The sequence below is a fragment of the Cohnella rhizosphaerae genome, from assembly GCF_029525575.1.
In the GTDB taxonomy this organism is placed as follows: domain Bacteria; phylum Bacillota; class Bacilli; order Paenibacillales; family Paenibacillaceae; genus Cohnella; species Cohnella rhizosphaerae.
Map to the genome: position 1 here is coordinate 131,145 of NZ_JAPDIA010000009.1, position 15,297 is coordinate 146,441.

Here is a 15,297-nt window from a genome sequence, read left to right on the forward strand (position 1 = left end):
CGGTTCCGGCGTCGCGGGCGTGGAGATGGAGCGAAGTGTCGCGGCGCGGCGGGCACCGGGCGATAACCGCACAATATTTGTGCGGTTCCGGCGTCGCGGGCGAGCGAGCGCACGACGCAAAAACGGGACGAAGCAGAAAAGACTCTGCTTCATCCCGTTTTTTCGCTGTACGCGTCCTTACAAAGACTGGCTTTCCAATATGGGCTCATAGAGCTTGGCCCAATTCCGTTCGATATCGGCGATCAGCTCGTCCGGATCCTCGATGCCGATGTACAGGCGCACGCTCGCCAGCGCGACGCCTTCTTCGACATCTTTGGCCGGCGCGGAGCCGACGGTGACGAGGCTCTCGTAGCCGCCCCAGCTGACGCCGATGCGGAAGTAGTCGAGGTCGGTCGCCCACTGCTTCATTTTCTCCACGCTGTGGCGCGTCACGAAGGAGAACAGCCCCCCGCTGCCGCTCAGCAGGCGTTCGGCCAGCTCTTTTTGCGGGTAGCTCTCGAGCCCCGGATGGTTGACGCGGGCGACGTCCGGCTTGGCTGCCAGATGCGCGGCGATCTTGAGCGCGCTGGCCTGGTGGCGCTCGAGCCGCAGGGGCAGCGTGCGGAGGCCGCGCGTAATGAGGCCCGCGGTCTGCGGGGCCATCGCGGCGCCCAGGTTCAGGTAGCTTCGGTGACCGATCAGACCGATCAGCTCGCTGCTGCCGACGACGACGCCGCCAAGGCTGTCGCTATGGCCGGAAAAATATTTGGTGAGCGAGTGCATGACGAGATCGATGCCCATCGCGATCGGCTTCTGGAAGTACGGCGTCGCCCAGGAGTTGTCGATCGCGGTGATAATGCCGTGCGCCTTGGCCAGGCTGGCGAGCGCGGGGAGGTCCTGCATTTCGAACAAGCCAGACGTCGGACTCTCCAGGTAGAACAGCTTGGTATTGGGACGGATCGCGTTCGCGAAGCCTTCCGTATCCTTGCCGTCGATGAAGGTGACTTCGACGCCGAAGCGCGCCGACAGATCGGCGAGCAGCTCGCGGGTCGGCCCGTAGGCCTGATCGACGCAGACGATGTGATCGCCGGTGCCGGCCAGCGCGAACAGCACGGCGGAGATGGCGCCCATGCCGGAGGCGAAGCAGCGGGCGCTTTCCCCGCCTTCGAGCCGCGCGATTTTTTCCTCCAGGTACATGACCGTCGGGTTGTTGCCTCGCGAATAGACGGAGGCTGCGAGCACGTCCCGCATCGCCTCGTCGAACTTCTGATGCGTCTCGAACGCGAACAGGCTGCTTTGGTAGACCGGCATCGAGATGGCGCCTTGATGGCGGGTGTCCACCGCATCGTGCGATACTTCGGTATAAAAACGATTTTTGTCTCTTTCGCTAGTTGTCATGATTACCTGCTCCTATCCCGCAAGAAACTTGCTCAGCCTTTCTCTGCCCCCTGCGTCAGGCCTTCGACGATATATCGTTGAGCGAAGGCAAACATGATGATCGTCGGGATCACGGAGATGACGGTTCCGGCCGACATGGATCCCCAATCGATATCGAATTTGAGTACGAATGAATTCATCCCGACGGGAAGCGTCTTAAGCGAATTCGTGTCGATAAACATGACCGCCTGGAACAATTCGTTCCAATTCTGCACGAAGGCGAAAATAAACGTCGAAGCGATGCCCGGCAGCATGACCGGGATAATGATGCGGAACAGCGAACTGATGCGCGAACAGCCGTCGATCATCGCCGCTTCCTCGAGACTGGCCGGTATGCGCTGGAAAAAGCCCCGGAGCATGATGGTCGAAAACGCGATCGAGCCGGTCGTGTACAGCAGGATGAGCGACAGGCGGGTGTTCGTCAGTCCCATGTTGGACATCATCAGGTACAGCGGCGCCAGAGACACGAAGCCCGGCAGCATCTGCGTGAGGAAAAAGGCGAGCATGATCTGCTTGTGGCCGCGGAACGTGAAGCGCGCCATGACGTATGCGCACAAGATCGAGATGATGATGACGGCCAGCGCGGACACGATGGACACGATCAGGCTGTTCATGATATACACGTGAAACTTGGAGACCGTAAAGATGCGGTCGAAGTTGCTCAATGAAAAGTTGGTCGGCCAATAGGAGATCGGCAGCTTGAAGATGTCGCTCTTCGGTTTAAAAGACGTGATGACGATCCAGTACAGCGGGAACACCATGACGATCAGGTGCAGCGCCAGATACAATATTTTCAAACCTTTAAGCGTCGACTTGGCGGCCATCAGAAGTCACCCACTTTCTCGGACTTCGTCACGAACAGATAGAAGACGGTATACAGCATCAGGATGACAAGCATGATAACCCCGACCGAGGAAGCTGCGCCGTAATTGCCCGCGAGCAGTCGTTCGATGAGGAGGGAGGACAGCACGTTCGTGCTCCCTGCCGGTCCGCCGTTGGTCATGCCGTAAATGAGCGTCGGATCGTTGAAAATCCAGATTACGCGAAGCAGCGTCGTGGCGATGATCGTCGGCATGATGTAAGGTAAGGTCACATTGAAAAACTTGCGGAACGCGTTCGCGCCGTCGATATCCGCCGCCTCGTACAGCTCGCCGGGCACCGATTGCAGCGCGGCCAGCAGCATGATGGCGAAGAAAGCGATGCCGTACCACACGTTCGCGACGATAACCGAGAACATCGCCCAGGACGGATCGGAGAGAAAGCCGATTCGATCGTGGATGAGGCCTGTTCTGAGCAGCAAGTCGTTGATAACGCCGTACTGGGAGTTAAACAACCACTTCCAGATCAGACCGATCAGGAATCCGGACAGCGCCCAGGAATAGAATACGAAGCCCTGATACACGCCTCTTCCGCGGAACTGCTTTTTCAGCATCAACGCAAGCGCGAGTCCGATCGCAAATTGAAAGATCAGCGAGAAAAAGACCCAATACACGCTGTTCTCCAGCGCGGACAGGAACTTGCCGTCCTTGAAGGCAGCTTCGAAGTTATCCAGCCCGACGAATTCGATGTTGTTCAGGTTGAACAGTTCGTAATGCTGGAAGGCCATAACGACGCCCCGCAAAAACGGGTAAAACGTGAAGACTGCAAGCAGCAGAAAAGCGGGGAACAGACTAAACCATATAAATGTACGCTGTTTCAATTAGGAGTCACCGCCTTTAGATGCAGGGAACATGGCAGACAGCTTGCGCTGCCCGCCATATTCGCTTTTGTTTTACGCATTCATTGCCGTTTCTTATTTAGCCGCGTCAAGCTCTGCTTTGGCGTCGACCCAGAACTTGTCCCATTTGGCCAGCGTTTCTTCAACGGTTGCCTTGCCGAGCAGCATTTGTTGGCCGGTCTCCATGGACACCGTGCCGAACTTGCCGTTGGCCGGGTAGTTGAACGGAGCCTTGTAGCTGACGAACGTCTTGGCGTCGGCCGTCATATCCAGCAGCGTCTTGTAAGGACCGGATTTGAAAAACTCGTCTTCGGTGGCGGTGCTGTGAATCGGAATCGTGCCGTAGGTCTTGGACCATTCGACGTTTTGCTCGTTGGAGCTCAGGAATTCGATCAGCTTCCAGGCTGCTTCCTTCTTCGTGGAGAAGGAGGTGATGCCCCAGCCTGCGCCGCCGGAGTTGATCAGCGCTACGCCGCCAGGACCGACCGGCATCGGCGCCGTCGCCCAGGTTCCTTCTTCCATGCTGTCCTTCAGCGTGTTGATGACGTCCGGATCCTGCAGGAGGAAGGCGGTAACGCCGGAAGTGAAGGCTTGTACCTGTTCGGAGAAGCCCCAGCCGACGGAGTCGGCAGGCGAACCTTCCTTGAAGAGCTTGACGTACAGCTCAAGCGCTTGCTTGGCCGCGTCGGAAGAGTAGATCGACTTGCCGTTGTTGAGGAACATGGCGTCGTTCGTGTTGACGTCCGCGCCGTTGTAGGCCAGAACCATCGCGTCCGGAACGCCGTTCGCGCCAGGACCGCCGCGGAACGAGAAGCCGTAGCGATTTTTGGACTTGTCGGTCAGCTTGATCGAGGCGTTGACCAGATCTTCGTAGGTCTTAGGCACATCGATTCCCGCTTCTTTCAGCCAGTCGGCGCGGTAGAACAATTGACGCTGGTACAGGCCGTTGGAAATGAAGTACAGCTTGTCGCCGATGCTGCCGACGTCGAGCGCCGTTTTCGTTACCGTGGAGAACTCGCTCCAGTTTTTCGTGTACGCGTTAAGCGGCTCCAGATAGCCGTTGTTGACGAATTCCGCTACGTTGAGGTCGCGCGCCTCGACGATGTCGATATCTTCCTTGGCGGAGAGCATCGTGCGGATCTTGTTGTCCGCTTGGTCGAACGGAGGCGAGATTAACTCGACATCGATATTGGAATTGGCTTTCTTGAATGCGTCGATCATTTTTTGGAGCTCTGCCGTGCGGGTGTCCGAGGTCAAGCTTTCGATCATGCGGAGCTTAACCTTTTCTCCGCCGGACGCATTGCCCGCCGAAGCGCCGGACGAATTTTTGTTGTCGTTGCCGCCGCAAGCGGACAGCACCAGAGCGAGCGCAACCGAAGATACCGCCAACTTTGAAATCGTTTTCATTCCATCTTGTGTAAACATTTAATTCCCCTCCTTCTATGGATATCATACCGGCAGGCTAGCTATCTCACTATCTAACTATCAACCTGTATGATAGGTATAATGGTATGTGTAGACCTATTTTTTGTCAACCATTTTGTTACCTGGGTGTTAATAATTCTTACAATAAATTTTTAAATCGCATACGAACACAGGACCTGCGGCTTTAAATTTCGTAATTTTTAATAATTTCTTCCAGAGAGTCCATTAACTTATTGAATTCGGTTAGCGCGGCGCGTACGTCGTGGGCCGCGATGGCCTCGAACATCGTAAAGTGAAAAGGGTAGGTCGCGTCGAACAATCCCGTGTTCCCGAGCGGTCTGTCGAAAAATTTATTGTAAAGAGCGGAAAAAGATTCTAAAACGCTTTCTAAAATCGGATTCGCAGCCGCCTTATTGACGAGTTGATGAAAGGTAAAATCGATTTTGGACGTGCTTTCGCCTTTTTCCTTTAATCTGCGGTATTCGTTCAGGCACGCCTCGATTTCTTTGATCTGCTTCGGCGTAATACGCTTCGCCGCCAATTCGATCGCCTTGCCTTCGAGCGCGCGGCGGACATCGAGGGTCGCGAGCAGCGAATTGCGCTCCACTTCGATTTTAATTTTCCCCGAGAAACGGAAAGTATCCATGTCTCTTACGAAAACGCCTTTTCCGTTCTCGATGCGGACCACTTCGTTCGCTTCGAGGTAACGCAGCGCTTCGCGGAGCGAAGAGCGTCCGACGCCGAACATTTCCGTCAATCGCTCCACCGAAGGGAGCTTGTCGCCTTCCTTCAGCTCTTTCTCCTGAATATAATTTTGCAGCTCCTCCGAGACCTGCTCATACAGATGGATTTTCTGTATTTTTTTCATGAACCTTTCCTTCTTCCCTATTCACCTATCAGACAGGTCAATCATAGTTAAAAGACCGTTTAATGTCAATGGAAAATTGGATGCCGAGCATCGTTACGAAAAGGGATGCCGGCTACGAAACTGGATCGGGGTCATGCCTTCCGCGCGCCGGAAGCAGGAGCTGAAAACGACAACGAACCAGCGGCAATCCCGAACTTTGCTTTTCAGTCCGGGTATGCCGCTGGTTCGTCGCGAGCCATTCTCAGGGTCGTAACCCTCGTCTTTGAAAAAGGCGTTGCTCTTAGACGCCCGGCTTGCCCGCAATCGCGCGATACGTCGTTTCGTCGGCGACGATATACAGCTTTGCGCCGGCCGGAATCGGTTCGCTTCGTTTGCGATTGATGCCGAGATCGCCCCTGTCGGCGATCAAGGTCGCGCCGCGTTCCAGCAGATCGTTGAAGGCGTCCCCGTACGTTCGCCATTCGGGCCGGACGGGCACTTCGTAAATATCGTCTCCGTGCCGGCGGCTGAGCAGCTGGTTGAAAATGTCGGCGTTGCCCTCTTTCATGGCTGCCCGCGCGGCCAGCCGCGAGATCGCGTCATAGGAGAGGACGAACTCGTTGACATTGATGTAGCGGAAGTTATGTACGTTTTTTTCCAGGATGATCTCCACGGTCGTATGGATATCGGGCGCGATTCGCTCCAGGCTCGAGGCGATGAGGAGCGTCTTGCCGTCGGCCAGCGCCGCCTCTTCGATCCGCGCGTCCGCGAAGACGATGGCTGCGCGCGCACGTAGGAGTCCGGCCTCTTCGAGCGTCTCCTCGGCGGAGGCGTCCCCGCAGATGAAGTGGACATTGCTGTGCCGCTGCATCGGGTGCCGATCGATCTCGTCGATGATGACGATATGCGCATCGGGCAGCCTGGCCAGAATCTCCTCTACGGCATACTGCGCCTTTTTTGCCCCAATTAATGACGATAAAGTGATCATTGCCTTGAAAGCGCAACAGGCCGGCCTCCCTCTGCCGTTGAATGAAAGCGATCGAATCGAGCACTTTGCCGATCAGGACGCTCAGCAAGCCGATGCCGAAGATGTACAGGAAGATCGTCAGCATTTTGCCTAGCGCCGTCTTCGCGTAATAATCGCCGTAACCCACCGTGGACATCGTCGTCAGCACCCAATACAGCGCATTGAACCAGTTGCGGAACGTGCCCGGCTCCAGCAAGAAGGCGGCCGAAGCGCTGAAGACAATAAAAGCGGCCGCCGTTAAAGCAATGGACGTATTTTTGAAGCGCATCGTCCTGACCAGCAATCTTAGGAAAAAGTGCATGCGGACTCCTCATTCTTAACGCGGGATCGATTCGTGCGTCATGCTGCGAACAGGCGGCTAAACGATCAGGCTGCTGACCGCGAAGCTGGTCCCCAAAAAGACGCAGCAGAGTAAAATGCCGATCGCCAGGTTGCCCTGCTGCAGATGCTCGGAGATCTTCAGCTTCGGCGTCGCAAGTTCGAAGATCCAATAGGAGGCGACCAGACAGACGTAACCGACCGCAAACCAGAGCATCATATCCCAGATCGTCGAATTCGTGTACGCGGACACGCCGAGGATGATGGCCGTGCCCAGAAATTTGCCTCCGAACGCCAAACCGACGGCCGCGTTGCCCCGGCGCAGCTCTTCCATATCCTTGAACGGCGTCATCCAGCTGAAGATCAGCATGCCGAGCAGCTGCAGAACGATCATAACGATCACGCTGACGATAACATTGGTGACGACAACCATTACGCCCACCCCCTGAATTTTGCGTATGCCAAATCGTAATCGGCAAAATCGTGAACCTCTTCGACCATGATGGGCACCTTTTTCAAGCTTTTGAGCCGATTAAAGCGCTCGTCGTCGATCGGCTGCTTGAGCTGGTTCCCCGAGGGCAGCGTGAGCACGGCGAAGTTTCGCGCTTTTCCTTGATACGACGTCTTGTATACGCCGACCAAAGTCACCGTCGTCTTCAGCGAGACCTTCAGTTCCGCGATGTCCGCCTTCGCCGCGCTCTCTTTGGTATAGGACTTGATGGGCGTCCAGGCGGACAGCTTGACCTCGCTGCGGCCGCTGTCGTTGGTCTTCATGTCGGCGCTCATATATTGCAGCGTCCAAATCTTGTCGCCTGTCGCATAATTGCCGTCATTGGGCAGCAGCGCATTGTCCGGCAAGATCGTCATGTCGCTGCCGATCAGATCGCCCACCGTTCCCTCTACCAGCTTGTAATCCCAAGGGATCCGGGTCGCATCGCCCGATACGGCGGCGGTCGCCGAGTTTTTGAAAACGGAGGGCTGGTCGCTTCCGCAGCCGCCGAGAAGTAGCGGCACGAGCAGCGCGAGCCCCGCCAGGACGGGGAATTTGCGTCGGGCGCGAGTCGGCTTGCGCCTTGGCACAGGCCGGTCTGAATGTCGATCGGTCATCAAGACTCCTTCACTCCTATAGGGATAAAATGACTCGTATTGCCTGTAATCAGACCGCCTGCCCGCCCGAGCAAGCCGCACGGCTCTCCGTTCAGCATGAACATGCCCGTCAGCAGACGGAACTCGCCCGCGGCGGTTCGAATGGACGCCAACTCGGCTCTTTTCTGGTATACAAGCGGGAACATGGCACTCGTATCGAAGCCGTCTTCGTCCGCCAGCTCGAGCTCTCCCCGCTCGTCATACAGGCGGACGGAGCCGCCTTCGCGGCCGAACATGGACTTGGAGACGAAGCTGTCTTCCAGCACGGGCGAGTTGTAGGTCGGAAGCATGTACCGTTCGATGGCTTCCCGTTCTTCTTCGTCGAACAGCAGCCCCAGCTCGAACAGTCCCCACGCGGCGGCCTGTAGTCCTTTGGATTGCAGAATGATGCTGTGCGGCCCGTTGAACAGCGCCAGATTGCCGCTGTCGATCGCATAGAGCAGCGCTTCCCCGCCGTCGTCGAAGGCCAGCCACTCCTTGGGGTACAGGGCGAACATGCGCCGGATCGGCAAGCCTTCGCCATCCTTGAGCACGCCGTCCTCCACCCATAGCTCCAGACAATCGACGCAGCGGGCGTCCAGCCCGCCGTGGCGCACTAGCGCCTCGATGGTCCCCGAATCTTCCAGATGCTCGCCGTAGGCTATGCAGGCCGCCGCTTCCGGGCGTTCGACCGCCCAGGCGGCGGCGACCTTGGCGGCCATCGCCTCGTTCGGAGAGGCGATCCCCGCTTCCCGGCAGAGCCAAGGCGTCGCTACGGCCGCTTCGACGTAGCCGGTGGGCGTATCGGCGTTCAGCTCCAGCAGCTTGATCGCGCCGTCGTCGCCGATCGCGAAGTCGAAGCGCGCGTACCGGCTGATCAGCCCTTCGGACGGCAGGGGCAGCAGATCGAGCGTGTCCCACAATAGGTCGGGAATGCCGAGCAGCTCGTAAAATTCATGCTTCCCGGCAACGAAGCGGACCGTCTTGTCCAGGATGCGCCACAGCGCCTTCGAAGCTTGTACTAGCTCGGCGTAGAGCTCGGGCGGCATCGCGACGATCTGATCGAGCCAATATTCCTCTTCCTCGAGATCCGCCCATGCGAACCCGAGCGCTTCAAGCTGCGCGACGCGCGCGGCGCGGTCGCCATGCGGAGTCCCCCGCACCTCGAATACGGAACTCATCCGCCGAAGCCGCCCGAGGAGGAACGGGAGCTCTTGGAGCTCGATTTTGAAGATCCGAAGACGGATTTTTTCGAGCTGCCGGACGACGAGCTGCTGAAGCCGCTGGATTTGCTCCCGATCCCGCCGGGTTTGGAGGAGGAGGAGCGGCGGGTGACCGTCCCGCTCTTGTCGACGGATTTCGGTCGCACGGAGGACCCGACCACGGGTTTGCTCTGGAAGCTGTCGGCCGTATATTTCTTCGCTTTGTAAGGCTTGCTGGTACCCGCATAATAGGTCGTATGGGAGTTATACCAGGATGACGTGGAGTAGGACGCGCCGTTATTAAAGAGAAGATGGTATAAGATCAAATCGTCCCAGCCGAGGCCTGAACCGTAGTGGTTATTGACGACGACGGTGCCGCTCCCGCTTTGTACGGCGTTGCCTGCGCCGGCTGTCGGCGCGGCATCGCACGGAACGGCCGGGGTCTGCGCGCTTTTGTTGTCGGCGTTGTCTTGGACGCAATCGTCTTCGCCGGGCGCCAGCGGGATATTCCAATCCACCGCCGGGTCGAAGTAGGCTTTGACTTCCTCGGACGACCAGGACACCAGCTGAGGCTGCTCGGCCGAGGAGGCGCTCGGCGACGCGGCCGCTGCGTACGCGGCGGGTCCGATCGCAGCGTTGGCCAGCAGCGCGATGCCCAGCGAAGTGGACAGCGTGCGCAGCGGCCTGCTGTCCTTCGATAATAGCTTAGGTTTGACCGGCTCGTCCGGTCCATGCTCGGGTTTCAACCGCTTTTCCTCCAATCGGTCTATCGATCAAGCGTTTTCCGTCGGCGTCACGAGAATCTCCAGCTTGCCGGTGTCGAGATTCAGCCGGCCTTCCTCGGTCTCGTATTCCTGCCCGGAGATGGTGATGAAGTTGACGTGCTCGAGCGAAGCGATCATATTCAGCGTCCATGCGCGTTCATCGACGACAACCAGACTGTCGTCCAAGTCTTTCTTATATAAAATGACGGCTATTCCGTTGTCCAACGGCCGCACCCTTTCCAGTTTGAATTCTCTTCCAACAATTACAGTAAGCGAGCGCCTGAAGAATTGTCAATACATGTTGAAAAATAGCAAAACGGCGGCGGACGTCGGGCAAGATGCCTCACGGCGCCAGCGCAAGCGATCCGGCTGCAGCGATCCCGGGATCTCTTCCGCGGGCATCGGCTGGCTGCAGTAGTAGCCTTGTACGTTGAAGCAGCCAAGCTCCTTCAGGAGACGAATCAGCTCCTCGTTCTCCACGCCTTCGGCGACGATATCGAGCTTCAGCTGCCTCGCCATGGCGACGATCATCTCGGCGATCGCGCGGCTGTCCGGATCGGTCGTGAACTTGCGGATGAAGGAGCGGTCGATCTGTTCTCCAGCGTGATCTGCTCAAGCGTGGTCTGATCGCGCTCGGCGTCGTAGAAGCGATACTGCGAGCTGCCGTTCTCTTTGGCATTGTACATGGCTATGTCGGCATGCTTGAGCAGCGACTCCGCGTCCCGGCCGTCTTCGGGATAGCGGGCGATGCCCACGGAAGCCGACAGCTTGACGGTATGGTGGCCGACGCCGAACGGACGCGCGAATTCGCGAACGACCGCGGCCGCCGCCCGCTCGATCTCCTCCTGCGCGGCCGGATTCGGCATCAGCACCGTAAATTCGTCGCCGCCCATGCGGGCGAGCGTGCAGTTCGGGGGCAGGCAGCTGCGCAGCTTGGCGGCGGACTGCTTGATCACTTCGTCCCCGAAGGCGTGCCCGAACAGGTCGTTCACACGCTTGAAGCGGTCGAGATCGATGAAGAAAACGGTGAAGGGACGCTGGGTCGCCGCCGACTTCGCGTCCGTGCGCGAGGCGAGGAACTCCTGGAAAAATCGCCGGTTCGCCAACCCGGTCAGCTCGTCGTGATAGGCCAGATGGCGGATCGTCTCCTGGTCTTTTTTCGCCTCGGTGACATCCTTCATCACGCTGTAAGCGCCCCGCAGGCCGCCGTCGACGAAGATCGGCAGGGAGGTGAGCCAGAACGTGTGCGTCTTGCCGTTGAGCGCCTTCGCCTGCAGCTCGATCGTGCTGGATCTCCCGTGCAGCACTTCTTTGCAATGCCGCATAGCCTGGTCGTGATATTCGCCTTCGAACAGGTCGGAGAAATGCAGGCCGATCGGCTTCAAGCCGAAGCGCTCCGCGAGCAGTTCGGCCTGGCGGTTCAGCCCGGTGATGCGGCCGCCGCTGTCGAACGCGAGCACGCTGTCCGGGTTGTGCTCGAACAAAGACATATAGTGCTGCTCGGTCTCGACGATCCGCCGGTTCTGCCGGCTCTGCCGGGCGCTGTTGTACGAATCGGGAATGAGATGCAGCCCGACGCAAACGAACAGCGTCAGCAGGTACGGCGTCAGGTTCGCATAACCCCCGAAGCGCGTATCCGCGGCCGGCACGACGGAGATTGCGCAAAGCAGCGGGACGGCGAACAGGCCCGCTCCGCATAGGATAAAGCCCGGCACCGTCGCCCGGGAGTGCAGGTCGTGCTCGCGGTTGCGGTTGGAGACGTCGAGCACCCGCAGGACGGACAGCATCAGACAGCCGACGGTGGCTGCGGTGACGGCGAACAGCGCCGGACGCCAGGCCGTTATGCCGCGGAACAGGAACAGCGCGTTCGCATAATCGAAGGCGAGGATGATGCCGGAGACGGCGATGCCGGAGAGGTAGTAGCGAGAGACCCGGCCGCGGGGGCGTCCGGCATAGCGGAAGTTGAACAGCGTAGCCGCATAGCAGCCGGCAAGCGTGAAAAGGACGTGCAGGAGGTAGTAGGACGAGACGATCGGGATGTTCAGCGCCAGCGGGGCGAAGAGATGGGACAGCGTGAAGGCGACGGTGCCGAGCCAGACGGTTCGCCTGCAGCGGCCGGACACCTGCCATGCGCTTCGGATGGAAAGGAGCGGCACGGTGCCGTAGGTGACGATGGCTGCGCCGGCGACGCTGGCGATCAGCCCGAACGCGAAGAGAAGCCAGTTCATATGAAGCGGTTGAAGGTCGGTCATCGGGTCCCCTCTTATCCTCTGTAATCGTATTCAAAGGCACGCACAGGCTGGGCGTTGTTGATCCTTTAAACCGATTCCGCTTCAGTGAACCATTATACCTATATATTTTTAAATATTTGGAACTATAATATGGTAAATATGACCAAATAAAGCGACGATGGATTCATGTTCTATACGATGTTGCGACGCTTGTGAGCGTCGAACGTCCCGGTTGGGGACTGTATGCGCAGCTTATCCTTCGTTTCCTGCGAATAAATCCCGATTGAAATCTCGATCAGGCAACCGATCGACGCTCATAAGGAATCGCTCCCTTCCATAGAAGAAGCTGAACGCTTCGCGGCCGTCGAGAACAGCAGCATGCCGCCGATGACGACCGTCGTGCCGATCCATTGCGATGCGTTCATTCGTTCGTCGAGCAACAGGTAGGCAAGCAACGCTGTGAATACAGGGTTTAAATTCAGAAAGATACCTGCATGCGTGCCGCCTATTCGTTTGACGCCCAGATTCCATAGCAGCGAGGCAACCACGGTCGCGCCGACGCCGATGTAGATCATGGCTGCCCAGAACGCGGGCGAGGCGTCTGCTAACGTGAACTGCTGGATGTTAAAGGGCAGCATGAACGCCAGGCCGAAAATGCCGGACCACAGCGTTGCGGCAAGCGGCGACACGTAGGCCATCGCTTTTTTGGGACAGGATGGTGTAGCAGCCCCAGAACAGCACGGCGCCGATCATCATCAGGTCGCCGCGATTGAATTGGAGGGCGAGCAGCCGCTCCAAGTCTCCCCGCATTAGGACGATCACGACGCCCGCGAAGGAGACGAGCATGCCGGCAGCCTGGCGCAGGGTCAAACGATGACCGAACGCCAGGAACGAGATCAAGGCGATCGCCGCAGGATTAAGCGTCGACAACAGCCCCGTGTTGGCGGCCGACGTATGCGCAAGCGCCTCGAACAGCAGCACGTTAAACAAGGTCACGCCCGTCGCGCCCATGCCAAGCAAAAGAAGGATGGCCTTCCGCGGCGGGAACAGGCGTTTTTCCTTCATCCATACGAATGGGAGGATGACGAGGATCGCGATCCCGAATCGCAATTCGGACAGCATCATCGCCGAGGCGTGTCCGGCCGTCCATTTGCCGGCCACGAAGTTTCCGGCCCACAACAGGCTCGTCAATACAAGCTGCCATACGAACATTTGCGGACTCCCATACTTGAATGTATTTAAAGATAGCGGCGTACGTAGTCGATGAAGGCCGGGAATGCAACCTCGGGTTCTTCAATCTCCGGATGCCAACGTTTTTCCCATTCGAAGGACAACCAGCCGTCATAGCCAACCTCGCGCAGCAGCGCGATCCAATCCGGGAGCGGCAGCTCGCCCTCGCCCAAGAGAACGGGCCGTGCGCCAAGCGCATCCTTGATGTGCGCATGCCGGATATCGTCGCCCAGCCTTCGCCACGTTTCCGCAGGCGATTCATGGCCGCCGTATTTGAACGTATGGTGAATGTCCCAGATGACGCCGATAGCGGGCGAAGACGTCTGCCGAAGCACCTCGCTCACCCGGTCTGACGAAGAAAAGTCGCCATGCGTCTCGAGCAGCACTTGAACGGCTTTGTCTTCCGCATAGTCTCCGAGCGTCTGAAGCCCGCGGGCCACGCGTGCGACGGTCTCTTGCGCGCGGGCGTTGTCCGCGATCGAATCGCCGAACACGCGGATCGAAGAGACGCCCATGCGTACGGCCAGATCGATCGTCTCCATGCCTTCTTCAATGGCTTCGTCGAACCGTTCCTCGTCGTGGAACGCGCACGAAGTATCCAGGCAGCATATCGCGATGCCGCGCTCTTTTGCATAAGCCAGCGAAGCTTCCAGCCGCTCTTCGCGCAGCGCCTCGCAGCGGCCAAGCCGCAGCTCGCCCGCGATGCCGCGAAGCTCCACGCCGTCGTAGCCCAGCCGCGACGCCTCGTCGACGATGCGCTCCCACGTCCAATCCGGACAGCCGAGGGTGGTAAAGGACAACTTCATTTCTATATCCTCCATGTCTACAAAGTGTCGTTGCCCGAATGCGATTCCGTCCGCCGCTCCGGCAAACCGCCTGCTCCGCAGGACCGTCATGCAGGACCGTCTTGCACGTTTGTCATACAGGTTCGCCTTGCAGGTTCGTCAGGTGCTTCGCAAATAGCGATCCCGGTCGAACCGATGCAGGAGGGGTTTTCCCTGGCTGTGGCGGATCAGATTTTCGAGGCAGACGGCCTCGTACCTTTCGAGCGGCGGCTTCTGCCAGTTGGCCGAGAAGAGATCGTGCGCCGTAAAAAGAACGTTCGGCCAGCCGCGCGCCGGGTGGTCCGGTTCAAGCGCGTCCCTTCCCGCCAGCACGTCGAGTCCGGCCCGCAGGCGGCCCGTCTTCAGCTCGGCGAACAAGGCTTCCTGCTCGACGATGTCTCCGCGCGCCGTGTTGATGACGATGCCGTAGTCGGGCAGCTTGGCCAGCACGGCGGCGTTCACCGCGCCGCGCGTCTCGTCGGTCAGGCCGGCATGAATGACCAGCGCGTCGCTCTCCGCCGCGAGCCGTTCGAGGCTCTCCGCCGCCTCGCAGCCGGCCGGCGCCGATGCGGGGGGCAGATAAGGATCGTAGTAGCGGATCCGGCATTCGTAGGGACGCACATAGTCGACGAACTTCCGACCGATCGCGCCCATGCCGAAGATGCCGATTCGCAGTCCGTACATCGAGCCGATGCGGCGGTCGGGCCGATGCCAGCCGCCTTCCCGCACATGCAGCTGCTGTGGGAGGAGCTCCTTCAACACGGCCAGCAGCAGCGTCACGGCCGCTTCCGCCATTTCGGGAGCGATCGCATCTCCCCAGTTGGTGACCGGTATGCCCGCTTCGACGATCGAGAGCGGGATCCAGTGGGAGATGCCGCCGGAAATATTGCAGATGTAGGACAATCGGCCGCGCGATTCGGCGATCTGTTCGGGCACGCGGCTCGATCCCCAGAGCGTCAGCAGCACGTCGCATTCCCGAATGAGCGCCGCGCGCGCTTCGTCCGTCAACGCATCTCCGTTCCGGATGACGGTCAGCTCGCCGATTTCCCGCAAGGCGTCGACGAACGGACCGGCTTCCGGAAAACGCGAGTCGGCGTTGCCGATATGGAGCAACTTCATACGTTTGCTAATCCCCCCTTAAAAACCGTGCGGTCTGGTAATCGGATACGAA

The 15,297-nt window shown here is 58.8% G+C and carries 19 protein-coding genes and 1 pseudogene; 2 read left to right on the forward strand and 18 right to left on the reverse strand.

All coding sequences use genetic code 11. The features are described 5' to 3' along the window. Positions 1-177: 177 nt before the first annotated feature. The 6 genes from OMP40_RS34890 to OMP40_RS34915 form a co-directional block, all read right to left on the reverse strand. On the reverse strand, positions 178-1,377 hold the full coding sequence (locus tag OMP40_RS34890; RefSeq protein ID WP_277538368.1) for a trans-sulfuration enzyme family protein: 1,200 nt from the start codon (positions 1,375-1,377) through the stop codon (positions 178-180). 32 nt (positions 1,378-1,409) lie between these two features. Further along, complete coding sequence (locus OMP40_RS34895; protein WP_277538369.1) at positions 1,410-2,240, reverse strand: carbohydrate ABC transporter permease; 831 nt, start codon at positions 2,238-2,240, stop codon at positions 1,410-1,412. Beyond that, positions 2,240-3,115 carry a carbohydrate ABC transporter permease gene (locus OMP40_RS34900; protein ID WP_277538371.1) on the reverse strand — a complete coding sequence of 292 codons (876 nt, stop codon included), beginning with the start codon at positions 3,113-3,115 and terminating at the stop codon, positions 2,240-2,242. The genes OMP40_RS34895 and OMP40_RS34900 overlap by 1 nt, the downstream gene beginning before the upstream one ends. A 93-nt stretch (positions 3,116-3,208) precedes the next feature. Beyond that, positions 3,209-4,558 (reverse strand): ABC transporter substrate-binding protein, encoded by a 1,350-nt coding sequence (locus tag OMP40_RS34905; RefSeq protein WP_277538373.1) that lies wholly within the window; start codon positions 4,556-4,558, stop codon positions 3,209-3,211. A gap of 184 nt (positions 4,559-4,742) precedes the next feature. Then, positions 4,743-5,426, reverse strand: a complete 684-nt coding sequence (locus OMP40_RS34910) for a FadR/GntR family transcriptional regulator (protein ID WP_277538375.1) — start codon at positions 5,424-5,426, stop codon at positions 4,743-4,745. A gap of 280 nt (positions 5,427-5,706) precedes the next feature. Next, positions 5,707-6,393, reverse strand: a complete 687-nt coding sequence (locus OMP40_RS34915) for an NAD-binding protein (RefSeq protein WP_338131359.1) — start codon at positions 6,391-6,393, stop codon at positions 5,707-5,709. 4 nt (positions 6,394-6,397) lie between these two features. On the opposite strand from OMP40_RS34915, the gene OMP40_RS40850 reads away from it, so the two are divergent. Continuing rightward, positions 6,398-6,526, forward strand: coding sequence for a hypothetical protein (locus OMP40_RS40850; protein ID WP_338131410.1), 129 nt, complete (start codon positions 6,398-6,400; stop codon positions 6,524-6,526). Here the strand turns inward: OMP40_RS40850 and OMP40_RS40855 are convergent. Beyond that, positions 6,482-6,628, reverse strand: a pseudogene (locus OMP40_RS40855) (potassium channel family protein); the annotation flags it as partial. The gene OMP40_RS40850 and the pseudogene OMP40_RS40855 sit on opposite strands and share 45 nt — an antisense overlap. On the opposite strand from OMP40_RS40855, the gene OMP40_RS34920 reads away from it, so the two are divergent. Next, a complete protein-coding gene (locus OMP40_RS34920) occupies positions 6,561-6,752 on the forward strand; it encodes a hypothetical protein (RefSeq protein WP_277539773.1) in 192 nt (63 codons plus the stop codon). The pseudogene OMP40_RS40855 and the gene OMP40_RS34920 overlap by 68 nt on opposite strands. A 38-nt stretch (positions 6,753-6,790) precedes the next feature. On the opposite strand, the gene OMP40_RS34925 is transcribed toward OMP40_RS34920, so the two are convergent. The 11 genes from OMP40_RS34925 to OMP40_RS34970 form a co-directional block, all read right to left on the reverse strand. After that, complete coding sequence (locus tag OMP40_RS34925; RefSeq protein ID WP_277538377.1) at positions 6,791-7,183, reverse strand: DUF350 domain-containing protein; 393 nt, start codon at positions 7,181-7,183, stop codon at positions 6,791-6,793. After that, the gene (locus OMP40_RS34930; protein ID WP_277539705.1) at positions 7,183-7,857 is read right to left on the reverse strand and encodes a hypothetical protein; all 675 of its coding nucleotides are present in this window, start codon (positions 7,855-7,857) and stop codon (positions 7,183-7,185) included. The genes OMP40_RS34925 and OMP40_RS34930 overlap by 1 nt, the downstream gene beginning before the upstream one ends. Then, positions 7,857-9,056: a glutathionylspermidine synthase family protein gene (locus tag OMP40_RS34935; protein ID WP_277538379.1), complete on the reverse strand. Its 1,200-nt coding sequence runs from the start codon at positions 9,054-9,056 to the stop codon at positions 7,857-7,859. The genes OMP40_RS34930 and OMP40_RS34935 overlap by 1 nt, the downstream gene beginning before the upstream one ends. Continuing rightward, positions 9,053-9,823, reverse strand: coding sequence for a hypothetical protein (locus OMP40_RS34940; RefSeq protein WP_277538381.1), 771 nt, complete (start codon positions 9,821-9,823; stop codon positions 9,053-9,055). Before OMP40_RS34940 ends, OMP40_RS34935 begins: the two co-directional genes overlap by 4 nt. Positions 9,824-9,850: 27 nt before the next feature. Continuing rightward, on the reverse strand, positions 9,851-10,066 hold the full coding sequence (locus OMP40_RS34945; protein WP_277538384.1) for a hypothetical protein: 216 nt from the start codon (positions 10,064-10,066) through the stop codon (positions 9,851-9,853). Positions 10,067-10,132: 66 nt separating this feature from the next. Next, on the reverse strand, positions 10,133-10,372 hold the full coding sequence (locus OMP40_RS34950) for an EAL domain-containing protein (RefSeq protein ID WP_277538387.1): 240 nt from the start codon (positions 10,370-10,372) through the stop codon (positions 10,133-10,135). Next, positions 10,369-12,093 (reverse strand): sensor domain-containing diguanylate cyclase, encoded by a 1,725-nt coding sequence (locus OMP40_RS34955; protein WP_277538390.1) that lies wholly within the window; start codon positions 12,091-12,093, stop codon positions 10,369-10,371. The genes OMP40_RS34950 and OMP40_RS34955 overlap by 4 nt, the downstream gene beginning before the upstream one ends. Before the next feature lie 293 nt (positions 12,094-12,386). Continuing rightward, entirely contained in the window at positions 12,387-12,761 is a 375-nt protein-coding gene (locus OMP40_RS40860; RefSeq protein ID WP_338131360.1) for a DMT family transporter, read from the reverse strand. After that, positions 12,697-13,284, reverse strand: coding sequence for a DMT family transporter (locus OMP40_RS34960; RefSeq protein WP_338131361.1), 588 nt, complete (start codon positions 13,282-13,284; stop codon positions 12,697-12,699). The genes OMP40_RS40860 and OMP40_RS34960 overlap by 65 nt, the downstream gene beginning before the upstream one ends. A gap of 26 nt (positions 13,285-13,310) precedes the next feature. Then, on the reverse strand, positions 13,311-14,108 hold the full coding sequence (locus tag OMP40_RS34965; protein WP_277538391.1) for a sugar phosphate isomerase/epimerase family protein: 798 nt from the start codon (positions 14,106-14,108) through the stop codon (positions 13,311-13,313). Positions 14,109-14,246: 138 nt separating this feature from the next. Beyond that, positions 14,247-15,245, reverse strand: a complete 999-nt coding sequence (locus tag OMP40_RS34970) for an NAD(P)-dependent oxidoreductase (RefSeq protein ID WP_277538395.1) — start codon at positions 15,243-15,245, stop codon at positions 14,247-14,249. Between the last annotated feature and the right edge of the window lie 52 nt (positions 15,246-15,297).